The sequence below is a fragment of the Salinisphaera sp. SPP-AMP-43 genome (assembly GCF_049568105.1).
In the GTDB taxonomy this organism is placed as follows: domain Bacteria; phylum Pseudomonadota; class Gammaproteobacteria; order Nevskiales; family Salinisphaeraceae; genus Salinisphaera.
Window position 1 is genome coordinate 4,243,280 of sequence record NZ_CP145335.1, and the last position, 14,509, is coordinate 4,257,788.

The following is a 14,509-nucleotide window of genomic DNA, read 5'->3' on the forward strand; positions in this document are numbered from 1 at the left end:
AATTGAAGACAGACGAGGAACCATGGCGGCTGGCTATTCGCCCTGTGGCAGCGGCGCATTGCAGCACGCCGAGCAGGTCGCGGAAAGCCACAGAGTCATCTGACGGGTTGGGTTTTCAAGGGTTTAACCCACAAGAGCCTGTAACCGGGAATCAAAATAAGCATCGATCTTGGATTGCAGATAATCCGGATCGAGCTCTTCCAGCACCCCGAAGCGGCGATCGTTTTTAAACGCATGGGTGCCCTGTGGATTCACGTGCTGCTCGTCGATACCGCAGAAGCGACTGATCTGGCGGGCTCGGCTGTCGATATCTCGAGTCGGAAACACCAATAGCCGCTGTTCGGGGACGCGCTCTAGCACGCAATGGTTATGCCAATGCCAATACGCCAGATAGCCGTCGAGCGTGTATAGACCGCGTCGGGCCAAGGGGGCTTCCTCGGGCGGGTGCGGCGTGTCGCTGCCGAACCGCAGGTCGCGAAAGGCCTGCCATGCCGGGGTCGTCTCACGCCGTAGGGAATCGTCGATGAAGGAGCGCAGCCAGCGCTTTGGCTCGCGGATCGGCAATAAAAACCGCGCGTCTGGATATTCGGCGAGCAAGGCATCGAGGATGAAGAAGTTCAGCTGTGATGAATCGACATCCAGGCACAGATATTCGACCCGCTCGCGAACCCTCGGACCCAGCCCGCGCGCGGCCTCTTCCTTGGTGTCTTGTTCGAGGATGACCGACAACAGCTCGTGGTCGGCCGGCTCGTGGCTGGTTCTAACCCCCCGATCGAACATGGTATCGATCGAGTGGGTGCCGCTTTTCGCCGTGCCGACACAGAACACCCGAGCCTTGCGCCGATACGACAGCCTGCGTGTCTTGTCCTGAACCCGTTGCCGTAGGTGAGCAAACATTTCCGCACCCAATCGCCAAATCTGGTTTAGCTAACATACCCAGAGTCCAAGCCAACCGACAATCGCGACCGGATCGATCTCGCCCGGCTACTCGAAAACACGTTGCGACCGACATACACCGGCACCCCGTCTTCGGCTGCCCGGGCTATGCCCGATGACCTGCACAGGCCTCTCGGCTAGAGCTTGTATCCAAGTCGATCGGCTGCCGCACGAACCGGAAAACAGAGACGTCGGCGCCCGGTTTCAGGTACCGTTTTCGAGTTTTCATACAGGACAGTCGACATGAGCAAACAGAAGATCGGCGTGATCGGTATGGCCGTAATGGGCCGCAATATCGCCTTGAACATCGAATCCCGCGGCTATGCGGTCTCGGTCTACAACCGCTCTCGCGAAAAGACCGATGAAGTCATCGCCGCCAGCCAGGGGCGCAACCTCGTGCCCACCTTCTCGCTCGAGGAGTTCGTGGAGTCGTTGGAAAAACCCCGGCGGATCCTGATGATGGTCAAAGCCGGCGCCGGTACCGACAAAGTGATCGAACAACTGCGGCCGCTGCTGGATGCAGGCGACATCCTGATCGATGCCGGTAACACCTTCTTCCAGGACACCATCCGTCGTAATAAGGAACTGGCCGAGGCCGGCCTGCACTTTATTGGCACCGGCGTATCCGGCGGCGAAGAAGGCGCGCTCAACGGCCCGTCGATCATGCCCGGCGGCCAGAAAGAAGCCTACGACCTGGTCGCGCCGATCCTCGAAGAAATCGCTGCCCGGGCCCCGGACGGCACGCCCTGCACCACCTATATCGGCCCGGACGGCGCCGGCCACTACGTCAAGATGGTGCACAACGGCATCGAATACGGCGACATGCAGCTGATCTGCGAAAGCTATGCCATGCTCAAGCACGTCGTCGGTATGTCCAACGCCGAGCTGGCCGAAACCTTTGCCGAATGGAACGACGGCGAGCTCGACAGTTATCTGATCGAAATCACTGCCCAGATCTTCACCAAGAAAGATACCGAGACCGGCAACGACTTGGTCGATATGGTGCTCGACCGCGCCGCCCAGAAAGGCACCGGTAAATGGACCAGCCAGAGCGCGCTGGATCTGGGCGTGCCGCTGCCGCTCATCACCGAATCCGTATTCGCCCGCGTACTGTCGTCTCTCAAGGACCAACGCATGGCCGCCGCCCAACAGCTGACCGGGCCGGATCCGAAAGTCGACATCGGCGATCGCGAGGCCTTCGTCGAAGCCGTACGCCGTGCTCTGTACTTCTCCAAGATCATCTCCTATGCCCAAGGCTTTGCCCAGATGCGCGCAGCCGCCGAGGAATACGACTGGCCACTGGACTATGGCGCCATCGCCGGTATCTTCCGCGCCGGCTGCATCATCCGCGCCGGCTTTTTGCAGAAGATCACCGATGCCTATGCCAACGCGCCCGAGTTGACCAATCTGCTGCTCGATCCTTATTTCAAGGACATCGCCGATCGCTATCAGGATGCTCTGCGCGACGTAGTCGCTACCGCAGTACGTGCCGGTGTCCCGGTGCCCGGCTTTGCCTCGGCGATCGCCTACTACGACAGCTATCGCAGCGAGCGCCTACCGGCCAATCTGCTGCAGTCGCAGCGCGATTTCTTCGGTGCCCATACCTTCGAGCGCATCGACAAACAGGGCAGCTTCCACGAACAGTGGAACGACTAGCCTCGGCAATACCGGCTTCGTGGATCGCAAGCCCGTGATTCACGTAGGCGACTAAAAGCCGGTACTGGCCGACCCAAGTGTTCGGCCAGTACCGACCGGCAGCCGCCCAACTCTAGTTGTCCACAGTCTGTGCATAACGAGCGCCGGCCCGCATCGCCGCCGGGGTCGGCGCCTGTACCCAGCGTGCCACGACCGCCGTCAGTACGGCCGCCGTTGCTGCTGCCCACCACAGACTGGCCAGGCCGAACTGCAGATAAGCCGCACTACCCAGGATCGTGCCGCACAGCAGTCCGGCCCACAACAGCAGATACCATAGCCAGGCCCAGCGGTCGCGGCCGGTGATCAGATCGGTCAAACGCTGGCCGAGCTTGACCAGGGTGCCGGTCATATAGGTCACCCCGAGACTGACCTCGCCGTTGCGCTCGAACACGGTGTTTTCTACCCCCATGGCCAAGGCAAGACAGACGACCGCCCCACCGCCGAGGCCCACCATCTGCCATAGGCCGCCGAGTACGAGCAGGACAGTCACCAAAGCGAGCACTAGGGTGCGCCGATGTCGACCGACGAAGTGGTTGATCAACGAGCCGAACACCACGCCGAGCACGAACAGCGCGATCACGACCGCCGGTATAACGGCTGTTGCGATGCCTTGTACGAGCCCAGCCCCCAGACGGGTGGTATTGCCGCTCATGAAGGCAATGAAATAACCGCCCAGCTTCATGAAGCCCAACGCATCGACATAGCCGGCCAGCCCGGTCAACAGGACAGCGAGCGCCCGTTCGCGCCGGCGATGGGTCATCATGGCCGGCGACCTGCAGCACAGCAGTTCAAGCCTTGGCGCCCGGCCGGCCCATGGGATGGCGCCGCAGTTCCTCAGCAAAGCCCAGGCGGGTCATATCGGTCATGCGTTCGGGATACAGCACGCCGCATAGATGGTCGTACTCGTGCTGGACCACGCGGGCATGAAACCCTTCGGCCTCGCGCTCGATCGGCAGGCCAGCCGCGTCCAGACCACGATAACGAATGCGCTGCCAGCGCGGTACATAGCCTTGCAGGCCGGGAATCGATAGACAGCCTTCCCAGTCGCCGACGCGTTCATCCCCGCAAGGCTCGATCTCGGGGTTGATGAGCACCGTCAGAGGCACGCCGTCGCTCTCGTGCGTATCGTCGCCGGCCCTTGAAGGCGGCACGAAAAACATCATCACCGCTTTCGAAACATATACCTGCGGCGCGGCCAGCCCCACGCCCTGGGCCTCGGCCAGGGTATCTTGCATATCGCTGATCAGCCGTTGGATTTCCGGAGCGCTGACCTGATCGACCGACGTGGTCGGCTGCCGCAATACCGGATGGCCCATACGCGCGATCTTGAGTATCGCCATCGGACAGGTCTGTAGATGTATCAAGAACACCAGAATAACGATACATAGGGCCCAGTCGAACGCCTGGGCCAACTTATCGACCAACGATCCACAATGCGGCTGGCTCGCGCCGGCGTAGAATCGGACCGCCATTCACGCCAACGGACCTTCCATGGCTGCGACCTATCAGACCGTCAACCCGGCCACCGGTGAGCCAATCTCGAGCTATGAGCTGATGAGCGATGCCATCGCCGATGCTCGTGTCGAAGCGGCCCATCGCGCTTTCGAACAGTGGCGCACCACGCCGCTGGCCGAACGCAGCGAGATCGTACGCCGCATCGGCACGCTGATCCGCGAGCGCAGCGATGACTTCGCCCGCCTCATGACCCGAGAGATGGGCAAGCCGATCGCCCAGGGCGGCGGCGAGATCGGCCTGTGCGCCGCCATCTGCGACTACAGCGCCGATAACGCGGCGAGCGTACTGGGCGACGAACAGCGGGCCTTCGACGGCGGCCAGGGGCTGATCACCTACCAGCCGCTGGGCGTGATCCTCGGCATCCAGCCTTGGAACTTCCCGATGTACCAAGTGGTGCGCTATGCGATCGCCTGCATCACCGCCGGCAACGCCGTGTTGCTCAAGCATGCGCCCAACGTGTGGGGCATGGCGCTGGCGCTGGAGGCCCTGTTTATCGAAGCCGGCCTGCCGGAAGGGGTGTTCAGCGTACTGCTGACCGACAACGCCCAGACCGAGCGCCTGATCGGCCACGACAAGGTGCGCGGCGTGACCCTGACCGGCAGCACCGCAGCCGGTCGCGCAGTCGGCGCCAAAGCCGGCGAATGCCTGAAGAAATCCGTGCTGGAGCTGGGCAGCAACGACGCCTATATGGTGCTGGCCGATGCCGATATCGATGCCGCAGTCGCCAACTGTGTACAGGGCCGGATCTACAACAGCGGCCAGACCTGTATCGCAGCCAAGCGCTTCATCGTGGTCGATGCGGTGTACGACGAATTCCGGGCCAAATTCGCCGAGCAGCTGGCCGCAATCGAATACGGCGATCCGACCGACCCGAACACCCAGCTCGGCCCGCTGGCCCGCGCCGACCTGCGCGAGACCCTGCACGATCAGGTCATGCGCTCGATCGCTGCCGGCGCGCGCTGTGCGCTGGGCGGCGAACTGCCCGAAGGTCCGGGTTTTTTCTATCCGGTGACCCTGCTGGAAGACATCGCCCCCGGCATGGCCGCCTGGGAAGAAGAACTGTTCGGCCCGGTCGCAGCGCTGATCCGGGTTGCCGACGAAGCCGAAGCCATCCGAGTGGCCAATGACTCGCGGTTCGGCCTTGGCGGCGGCGTGTTCTCTGGCGATACCCCGCGCGCTACCGCCATCGCCCGCGATCTGTTCGATACCGGCATGGTCAACGTTAACGGCTACAACATGGCCCAGGCCGAACTGCCGTTCGGCGGCGTCAAGGACAGTGGCTATGGCCGCGAGCACGGCGGCTTCGGCATGCGCGAATTCGTCAACATCAAGTCGGTGATGATCGCCGGCTAACCGAACCGGCCGGCGAGCGGCATCAACCACGACACGCTCGCCGGCCGTCCCGGTCGGCCGAAAAGCGTTTTCCGAACAGGCTGGGTCCGTTGGCTATTGCGTACGGCCCTGGGCAACAGTCCGGCGACCGCCCCACGCATCCGGCGATCCCGATCTTCGGGTCGTCGCCGCGCATAGACGATCGATGCCCTCGCTGACCCGAGCGGATCGCAACGATCGCCGATCCCCTCGAATGCTTGATCGATCAATTCGGGCAGCAACATCGGCGCCTAAGATCGGTTCATGGACATTATCGCCTCGCGATCCGACATGGCCCGTGCTCGGGTTGGCCACGGTCACGGACTGACCGAGCCGGCCGGAGCCATTACCCGATCGCGAGCCAAAACCCGCACGGGTTTGGCGTCGCCCGGACCGAGCCATCGGCCCCGACCTGCTCGCTCGCGAGCCGATGGCGAGCCCGCATCGCGGCCAAGCCGTTCGCTGTCATGACGCGACGACACGCTCTCGCCGCCCTGCTCGTGCTGGCCCTGGTCGGTGCGCTGGCCGGGTTCGTCTGGTGGCAACGGCAGAGCACCGGCGAGCGCACCCTGGTGCTCTACGGCAATGTGGATATCCGCGAGCTGCAGCTGGCCTTCCGTCAGCCCGGACGTGTACGTGCCGTCGAGGTCGAGGAAGGCGATCACATCGCAGCCGGCCAGCGCGTCGCCTGCCTGGACGACCAGCCGTATCGCGAAGCCCTGGCCCAAGCGAGTGCCGAAGTCGCGGCCGCGACCGCCGAGCTGGAGAAGCTGCAGGCCGGCAATCGTCCGCAGCGGATCGCCGAAGCCGAAGCCGCCCTGGCCCGCGCCCGTGCCCGCTATCGCAACGCCGAGCGCGATTATCGCCGCGAGCGTTCGCTGCAGACCGCCAACGCCACCGCGCAACGGGCACTGGATGCCGCCCGGGCCGCCCGCGATCAGGCGGCGGCCGAGCTGGCGGTGGCCCGGCAGGCCTTGTCGCTACAACAGGCCGGCGCCCGGGTCGAGGATATCGCCGCGGCCCGCGCCAGACGGGCGGCGGCGACCGCCCGGCGCGATCGGGCCGAAACCGCCCTCGGCGATACCCGGCTGTATGCGCCGCGTGCGGCGACCGTACTGTCGCGGATACTCGAACCCGGCAGCATGGTCGCCGCCGGCACGCCAGTGCTGTCCTTGAGCCTGCGCGATCCGGTCTATATCCGGGCCTATGTCGACGAGCCGGACCTGGGCCGGATCGCACCGGGCATGGCCGTGACGGTGTCGACCGATGCCTCGAACCGCGTCTATCACGGCCGGATCGGCTTCATTGCCTCGCAGGCCGAATTCACGCCGAAGTCGGTCGAGACCACCGATCTACGCACCGATCTGGTCTATCGGCTGCGTATCGTCGTGATCGATGCCGATCCGGGCCTACGCCAGGGCATGCCGGTGACCGTCGACGTCCTCGGCGCGAGGTCGTGACATGGACCGGCGCGCGCACACGTCCCCACAGTCCGGAATCGTGATCGCCGGTCTGGGCAAGCACTTCGGCGGGCATACAGCGTTGACCGAGATCACGACCCATATCGCCCCCGGCCGGCTCACCGGCCTGGTCGGCCCGGACGGTGCCGGCAAGACTACGTTGCTGCGTATTCTGACCGGCCTGATGACGCCGGACGCCGGCCGGGCGATCGTCGCCGGCCACGACGTGGTCGCCGACAACGCGGCTATCCATCGCGTGACCGGTTACATGCCGCAGCGCTTCGGGCTCTACGAGGATCTGTCGGTATACGAAAACCTGCGCCTGTATGCCGAGCTGCGCGGGCTGGCGCCGACCGCCCACGACCAGACCTTCGCCCGTCTGCTGGGCTTTACCCGGCTCGAGGCCTTCACCACGCGGCTGGCTGGGAAACTGTCCGGCGGCATGAAACAAAAGCTGGGCCTGGCCTGTGCGCTGATGGCCCGCCCGCCGGTGCTGCTGCTCGACGAACCCGGCGTCGGCGTCGACCCACTCAGCCGGCGCGATCTCTGGCACATGGTCAACGAACTGGTCGATGATGGCATGACCGTGGTCTGGTCGACGGCCTATCTCGACGAGGCGGAGCGCTGTGCCCATGTGCTGCTGCTCAATGAAGGCGAACTCGCCTACGACGGCCCGCCGGGCGCGCTCACTGCACGGCTGGCCGGCCGCTGTTTTGGTATCACCGGGATCGATCGCGCCCGCCGTGGGCTGCTGACCCGGGCACTGGATCTGGCGAGCGTCGGCGACGGCGTGATCGAAGGCAGCGCCCTGCGCATGGTCCTCAAAGAAGGCGCGACGACCGACGAGATTGCAGCACTGGTGCAGACCGCTGGGGCTGATCTTGCGCCGGTCGCGCCGCGCTTCGAGGACGCCTTCGTCGATTGGCTCGGCGGCGGGCCGGGCGGCACTTCGGCGCTTGCCGAACGCATGGACGACGTACTGCCAGCCGCCGGCGCCGTCGTGGCCTGCCGTCATCTGTGTAAGCACTTCGGTGCGTTCGTGGCCGCCGACGATGTCAGCTTCGAGGTCGCCCGCGGCGAGATCTTCGGCCTGCTGGGGCCGAACGGTGCCGGCAAGTCCACGACCTTCAAAATGCTCTGCGGCCTGCTCAAGCCGAGCGCCGGCCAAGCCGAAGTCGCCGGTCACGACCTGCGGCGTGCAGCCGGCGCGGCCAAACGCCAACTCGGCTATATGGCCCAGAAATTCTCACTCTACGGGCTGTTGTCGGTACGCCAGAACCTGACCTTCTTTGCCGGCGTCTACGGCCTCGATGGCCGGCCGAAACACGAGCGCATCGACGAGATGATCGAGATCTTCCAGCTGGCGCCCTATCTGAATGCTGCCCCCGAAGCCCTGCCGCTCGGCTTCAGGCAGCGCCTGGCCATGGCCTGTGCGCTGATGCATCGGCCGCCAGTGCTGTTCCTCGACGAGCCAACCTCCGGGGTAGACCCGATCACCCGACGCGAGTTCTGGAGCCATATCAACGGCCTGGTCCGCCACGGCGTGACCGTCATGGTCACCACCCACTTCATGGACGAGGCCGAATACTGCGATCGAGTCGCGCTCATGGACCGAGCGCGGCTGATCGCCCTCGACACCCCGGATGCCCTCAAACAGGCCGCCGCCACCGCCGACGACCCAACACCCAGCATGGAGGCGGCCTTCATTCGACTGATCGAGGCCGCCGATCGGCCGCAGACGAGTCCCGCGATCGAACCGGAGCCAACATGAACGGCGCGCCAGCGACGCCCCGATTCAGCGCCCGGCGCCTGGCCGCGCTGGCCCGCAAGGAAAGCCTGCAGATGGTACGCGATCCATCCAGCATCCTGATTGCCGGCGTGCTGCCGGTGGTCCTGTTGTTGCTGTTTGCCTATGCGGTGTCGCTGGATATCCGTAACGTCCGGCTCGGCGTCGTACTCGAATCCGGCGCCGCACCGGCCCAGTCGCTGGCCGCCGCTTTTGCCGGCACTCGTTATTTCACGATCACCACCGTCGGCGACCGGCGCGCGGTCGCCGACGATCTGGTCGCCGGCACGCTGCGCGGCTATGTGGTGATTCCGCAGGATTTCGAGCAGCGTCTGGCCGCGGCCGATCGCCCGCTGGTCCAGATCGTCACCGACGGCTCGCAGCCGAACACCGCCCATTTCGTTGCCAACTATGCCCGTGGCGTGGTCGCCAACTGGCAGGCGCAACAGGCACGCCATGCGCCCGGGGCCCCGATCACGCTGGTGCCGCGGTTCTGGTTCAACCCCGAGATCGACAGCCGGCGGGCGCTGATCCCGGGCGCGATCGCGATCGTGATGACTATCATCGGCACCCTGCTGACCGCGCTGGTGGTGGCCCGCGAATGGGAGCGCGGCACGATGGAGGCGATCCTGTCGACCCCGGCGTCGGTGGCCGAGATCCTGCTCGGCAAGCTGCTGCCTTATTTCGGGCTAGGAATGGCCGCCACGATCGGCGCCACCGGACTGGCTGTGTGGGTATTCGACGTGCCGCTGCGCGGCTCCTGGTTCGCCCTGCTGCTGTTGGCGGCGACCTTCATGGTGCCGGCACTCGGCCAGGGATTGCTGATCTCGGCCCTGGCCCGCAATCAGTTCATCGCCGCCCAGATCGCCATGATGAGCGGGTTCCTGCCGGCGTTTCTGTTATCTGGCTTTATTTATGAGATCGCGGCCATGCCCTGGCCGCTGCGGCTGCTGACCCATATCGTGCCGGCACGCTATTTCGTGGCCGCGCTACAGACCGTATTCCTGGCCGGCGATGTCTGGGCGCTGTTCGCGGCCGATATCGCAGCCATGCTCGTGATCGGCCTCGTATTTTTCGCGATCGCGCTGCGGCGCACGCATAAGAGCCTGGACACCTGAGCATGCGCCGGCCCGGGCCACGCCTACGCGCCCAGATCGTCAAGGAGCTGCTCAGCATCTTGCGCGATCCGCGTAGCCGGCTGGTGCTGATCGGCCCGCCGCTGATCCAGCTGCTGGTGTTTTCCTTTGCTGCGACCTTGGACGTGACGCGTGTCGATCTCGCGGTCTACAACCGGGATACAGGGCGCGGCGCCTATGAACTGCTGGCTCAGATCGGCGCTGCCGGCTTCGTAAACCATGTCTATAACGTGCACAGTCCGGCCCGTCGCCAGGCGCTGATCGAACGTCGCCAAGTGATCGCGGCAATCGAAATCCCGCCGGATTTCTCGCGTCGCCTCGCCGCCGGGCGCCGCGCGAGCGCCCAAATCATTCTCGACGGCCGGCGGGCCAATGCCGCCCAGATCACGCTCGGCTATCTCGACGAGATCGCAGCCCGGGTCGGGGCCACGCTCACGCCGACGCGCCTCGCGAACAATTCCGCTGCCCGCGATTCAACCGTGGTACGCCACTGGTTCAATCCGAACCTGATCTATCGCTGGTATATCGTGCCCGGGCTGTCGGGCATTCTGACCACGCTGATTGCCCTGATCGTGACCGCGCTATCGATCGCCCGCGAACGCGAGCTCGGCACCTTCGACCAGCTGCGGGTCTCGCCGACCACGCCCACCGAAATCATCGTGGCCAAATCCGTACCGGCGCTGGTGATCGCCACTGCACTCGGGCTGGTCATGATCGGCGCCGGCGTATGCATTTTCGGCATCCCGTTTCGCGGCTCGTTTTTGTTACTGCTGGCCAGCCTGTTGTTGTTCGTGCTGTCGATCATCGGCATCGGGCTGACCATTTCGGCAGTCTCGGCGACCCAACAGCAGGCGATCCTCGGCGCCTTCGCGGTAGCAGTGCCCACGGTGATCCTGTCCGGCTTCGCCACGCCGGTAGAAAACATGCCGACCCTGCTGCAATGGCTCGCCCAGGCGGTGCCGCTGACGCATTTCCTGATCATCGCCGAGGGCTGCTTCGTCAAGGCGATACCGCCGGGCCTGCTGTTCGCCCATGCCTGGCCGATGGCGGTCATCGCGCTCGTCACGCTCGGCATGGCCGTGGTCGTCGTACGCACCCGGCTCGATTGAGGCGGCGTTATCGGCCATCAGGGCCGCGCCGCATCAGCGCCTCGCTGCCTGCGATCAGATCGAACAGTTCCTCGTCGATCGCGGTCTGGCGCATCGTCTGGGCCTGGCGATGCAGGCTCTCGAGACGCTCGTCGATATTGCGTTCAGCGCGTTGCATGGCCGCCAGCCGGCTGGCGTGCTCGCTGGCCAATGATTCGGCACAGGCCCGGAACAGCACCGCGAACAGATAGGCCCGAATCAGCGTCGACAACATGCCCGGCAGGGCATCGATGACCTGCGGCGGGGTGTGCGTCGGCCAGGGCACCTCGACCAGCCGTGCCCGCCAGATCTCGTCCAATGGCAATAGACGCCGGGTCTGGCCAGCATGGGTCGCACTCGCCGTCTGGCGGTTGTAGACGATATGCACGGCGTGCACGTCGCCGCGTTCCCGGGCGGCTTCTACCTCGACCAGCAGGCGATCGACCAGCGGGGTGATCGCCTGCACCGTGGTCGGCACCCACAACAGGCGCGCCTGCGGATAACCGGCCGCGACCAGCAACGCATACACGCGCTCACCGATCGCCCAGACAGGCCCGCCCGGCTCGCTCGGAACACAGGCCGCTACGGGCATCATGAGGGCTTCGTTGAAACGCCCGACCAGCCCTTGATCGGAGCCGAATACGATCGCGCCGCTCGCAGCGGCCGCATGCGTGCGGCCAACCGAAGCCGGGGGCGCCTGGCGCAGCCGGGCGGCCAGCGCCCGTTCGAGGGTCTGTTCATAGTCGCCAAGCGCCCGAACCGCCTGTTCGTACTGACCGACACTGCCGGCCGCCAGGGCCTTCATCGCGCGAACCACCGCAGCCAACTCCTGTGCATCGGCCAGCCTGCGACGCAGAGCTTCGGCGCCGGTGGTCATGGTGCAAGGCTCACTGCACGGTGGCCTGCCAGGGCCTGGCGCGCCTGGGCAAGGATCGCAGCCCGATCGGCGGCGGCCAGCTCCTCAGCCAGCGCCAAACGCGCGCCCACGCCTGGCGCCAGGTTCGCGACGCTGTCGCGCACCGCGCCCTCGGCCGCCGCCATGGCCTCCAGAGCGACCTCGTCGAACAACCCTTCGACCAGCGCCAATAGCACCGCAATCTGTTCGACCAGAGCCACCGGCGCTCCGGCCGGCTGGCCGAGACAAGCCCGAATACGACGGCCATGCTCGATGGTACGACGCGAGGCCGCATCTAGCCGGGTACCGAAGCGCGCAAAGCTTTCCAGCTCCTCGAACTGGGCATAGGCCAGCTTCAAGTGGCTGGCCACGCTGCGATAGGCCGCCGGCTGGGCCGCGCCACCAACCCGTGAGACCGACAGGCCGATGTCGATCGCCGGTAGCACCCCGAGCTCGAACAGCCGCGGCGACAGGTAGATCTGGCCGTCGGTGATCGAGATTAGGTTGGTCGGTATATAGGCCGAAATATCCTGGGCACTGGTCTCGACGATCGGCAATGCAGTCAACGAGCCACCGCCACGCCCCGCATCGAGATGGGTCGCCCGCTCCAGCAGGCGGGCATGCAGATAAAAGATATCGCCGGGAAACGCTTCGCGCCCGGGTGGCCGGCGCAGCAGCAGCGACAGCGCTCGATAGGCTCGGGCATGCTGGGTGAGATCGTCGTAGACGATCAGCACGTCGCGGCCGCGATCCATGAAGTCTTCGGCGATTCGGGTCGCTGCATAGGGCGCGATATAAGCCACGCCGGGTGCTTCGCTGCCCTCGGTGACCATAACGATGCAGCCGGGCATGGCGCCGTACTCGGCCAGGGTCGCCAGCACCCGGGCCACCGAGGATGCCCGCTGGCCGATCGCGCAGTAGACGCAGACCACGTTCTGGCCGCGTTGGTTGAGGATGGTATCGACCGCGATCGCGGTCTTGCCGGTCTGGCGATCGCCGAGAATCAACTCACGCTGGCCACGCCCGATCGGGATCAGCGCATCGATCGCCTTGAGCCCGGTCTGCAGCGCCTGATTGACCGGCGCCCGCTGCATGATGCCCGGCGCCGGGCGCTCGATCGGTGCGCGCCCCATGCCCGCCAACGGCCCGTGATCGTCCACGGGTTCACCGAGCGCGTTGACCACCCGCCCGAGCAGCCCATCGCCGATCGGCACATCGACCACGCGGCCGGTACGGGCCGCCGGATCGCCCGCTGCCAGATCACGCGCATCGCCCAACACCACCACGCCGATCTCCTCGGCGCCGAGATCGAAGGCGATACCGAATAATCCGTTCGGAAATGCCACCCGTTCTTCGAAGCCAACTCCGGGCAACCCGGCTACGGCGGCGATGCCGTTGGATACACGAACCACGCGGCCGATTTCGCGAACCCAAAGCGCCGGGACGAACGCCTCACGGGCGCTTCGCAGTCGCTCGAGGGTGGCGTCGAATACAGTCTGCATATCGGCCATCAGCCGCTCCGGCTAATCCGTGCCCGTCGTGGCGGCGGCCTTGAGCACGTCATCGATATGCTGCTCGAAGACATCGAGATAATCCGCGATATGCCAGGCCAGACGCTGGCCACCGGCATCCAGTTCAATGCCTGCTATGAGCTCGGGAGCCCGTTCGCACGTCAACACCACCGGGGCATCGATACAGGCCTCCAAAGCGTGCTGAACGGCGTGCCGGTCGGCCGGATCCAACTCGAACGCGCTGCGCAGCCGTGCCCGCCCGCCGTCGTCGACTAGGGCTTGGCAGAACACGGCCCGGGCCGATGCATCGGCCTGGCGCAGCCGACGACATAAGCCACGCACGATACAGCTTTCGAGTTCGGCATCGCCGAGATCGGCCAGCACCCGACGCACGATCGCCAACGCTTCCTCGCCAAGCCGGGCACCCAGCGCAGCCTGCGTTCGCTGCCATTCGTCGCGCAGGCTCGCCTGGCGACGCGCGCGCTCGGCGACCACCTCGGCACGGGCCTCGGACAGCAGGCGATCACGTTCGGCCGCCGCCGCCGCACTGGCTTCGACGAGCATATCAGCCCGGCGTTCAGCCAGCTCGGCGCTACGAGCCTCAAAAACGCGGCGCTTATCTTCGGCCGCTGCATCCTGGGCCGCAGCCTCGGCCAGTTCGGACGCAATCCGTTGTTCGCGGGCATCGATGGCCGCGAGGATCGGCTGATACAAAAACCGTTTCAGCAACCAGATCAGCACCAGAAAATTGATGATCTGGGCCGCCATGGTGAAGCCGTTGAACAGCATGGCACCGGCTAACCGGTCGTCGCCGCGGCGACATGGTTCCAGAACGGGTTGGCAAAAATCAGGATCATCGAAATCACGAAACAGTAGATCGCGGTCGACTCGATCATCGCCAGGCCGACGAATAGCGTACGGGTAATAGTCGAGGCCGCATCCGGCTGTTGGGCCAGGGCCGCCATGGCGCCGGCTACAGCCCGGCCTTCGGCCAGCGCCGGCCCTAGGCAGCCAAAACCGGTCGTCAGGCCGGCAGCGACGATCGAAGCAATGGCAATCAACACGGTGCTGTCCATG

13 protein-coding genes are annotated in these 14,509 nt (G+C 65.3%); 6 read left to right on the top strand and 7 right to left on the bottom strand.

From position 1 onward, the window contains the following. Positions 1 to 123: 123 nt before the first annotated feature. Positions 124 to 897 (bottom strand): sulfotransferase, encoded by a 774-nt coding sequence (locus V5738_RS18315; RefSeq protein ID WP_423822264.1) that lies wholly within the window; start codon positions 895 to 897, stop codon positions 124 to 126. 282 nt (positions 898 to 1,179) lie between these two features. Between V5738_RS18315 and gndA the strand changes: the two genes are divergently transcribed. Continuing rightward, positions 1,180 to 2,592 (top strand): NADP-dependent phosphogluconate dehydrogenase, encoded by a 1,413-nt coding sequence (gene gndA, locus V5738_RS18320; protein WP_423822265.1) that lies wholly within the window; start codon positions 1,180 to 1,182, stop codon positions 2,590 to 2,592. 112 nt (positions 2,593 to 2,704) lie between these two features. On the opposite strand, the gene V5738_RS18325 is transcribed toward gndA, so the two are convergent. Next, positions 2,705 to 3,394: a YoaK family protein gene (locus tag V5738_RS18325; protein ID WP_423822266.1), complete on the bottom strand. Its 690-nt coding sequence runs from the start codon at positions 3,392 to 3,394 to the stop codon at positions 2,705 to 2,707. A 25-nt stretch (positions 3,395 to 3,419) separates the two neighbouring features. Continuing rightward, positions 3,420 to 3,971 (bottom strand): peptide deformylase, encoded by a 552-nt coding sequence (def, locus tag V5738_RS18330; protein WP_423824209.1) that lies wholly within the window; start codon positions 3,969 to 3,971, stop codon positions 3,420 to 3,422. 151 nt (positions 3,972 to 4,122) lie between these two features. Between def and V5738_RS18335 the strand changes: the two genes are divergently transcribed. The 5 genes from V5738_RS18335 (at position 4,123) to V5738_RS18355 (ending at position 11,008) form a co-directional block, all read left to right on the top strand. Beyond that, positions 4,123 to 5,499: an NAD-dependent succinate-semialdehyde dehydrogenase gene (locus tag V5738_RS18335; protein WP_423822267.1), complete on the top strand. Its 1,377-nt coding sequence runs from the start codon at positions 4,123 to 4,125 to the stop codon at positions 5,497 to 5,499. A 485-nt stretch (positions 5,500 to 5,984) separates the two neighbouring features. Continuing rightward, the gene (gene hlyD / locus V5738_RS18340) at positions 5,985 to 6,977 is read left to right on the top strand and encodes a secretion protein HlyD (RefSeq protein WP_423822268.1); all 993 of its coding nucleotides are present in this window, start codon (positions 5,985 to 5,987) and stop codon (positions 6,975 to 6,977) included. Position 6,978: 1 nt separating this feature from the next. Then, on the top strand, positions 6,979 to 8,748 hold the full coding sequence (locus tag V5738_RS18345) for an ATP-binding cassette domain-containing protein (RefSeq protein WP_423822269.1): 1,770 nt from the start codon (positions 6,979 to 6,981) through the stop codon (positions 8,746 to 8,748). After that, positions 8,745 to 9,881, top strand: coding sequence for an ABC transporter permease (locus V5738_RS18350; protein WP_423822270.1), 1,137 nt, complete (start codon positions 8,745 to 8,747; stop codon positions 9,879 to 9,881). Before V5738_RS18345 ends, V5738_RS18350 begins: the two co-directional genes overlap by 4 nt. Before the next feature lie 2 nt (positions 9,882 to 9,883). Further along, the gene (locus V5738_RS18355; RefSeq protein WP_423822271.1) at positions 9,884 to 11,008 is read left to right on the top strand and encodes an ABC transporter permease; all 1,125 of its coding nucleotides are present in this window, start codon (positions 9,884 to 9,886) and stop codon (positions 11,006 to 11,008) included. A gap of 7 nt (positions 11,009 to 11,015) precedes the next feature. Here V5738_RS18355 and V5738_RS18360 read toward each other — a convergent pair whose 3' ends face one another. The 4 genes from V5738_RS18360 to V5738_RS18375 are packed head-to-tail and all read right to left on the bottom strand — an operon-like array spanning position 11,016 to position 14,508. Further along, a complete protein-coding gene (locus tag V5738_RS18360; protein ID WP_423822272.1) occupies positions 11,016 to 11,903 on the bottom strand; it encodes a F0F1 ATP synthase subunit gamma in 888 nt (295 codons plus the stop codon). Beyond that, positions 11,900 to 13,423 (bottom strand): alternate F1F0 ATPase, F1 subunit alpha, encoded by a 1,524-nt coding sequence (locus tag V5738_RS18365; protein WP_423824210.1) that lies wholly within the window; start codon positions 13,421 to 13,423, stop codon positions 11,900 to 11,902. The genes V5738_RS18360 and V5738_RS18365 overlap by 4 nt, the downstream gene beginning before the upstream one ends. A gap of 21 nt (positions 13,424 to 13,444) precedes the next feature. Beyond that, positions 13,445 to 14,221, bottom strand: a complete 777-nt coding sequence (locus tag V5738_RS18370) for a F0F1 ATP synthase subunit B (RefSeq protein WP_423822273.1) — start codon at positions 14,219 to 14,221, stop codon at positions 13,445 to 13,447. Positions 14,222 to 14,229: 8 nt separating this feature from the next. Then, the gene (locus V5738_RS18375; RefSeq protein WP_423822274.1) at positions 14,230 to 14,508 is read right to left on the bottom strand and encodes a F0F1 ATP synthase subunit C; all 279 of its coding nucleotides are present in this window, start codon (positions 14,506 to 14,508) and stop codon (positions 14,230 to 14,232) included. Between the last annotated feature and the right edge of the window lies 1 nt (position 14,509).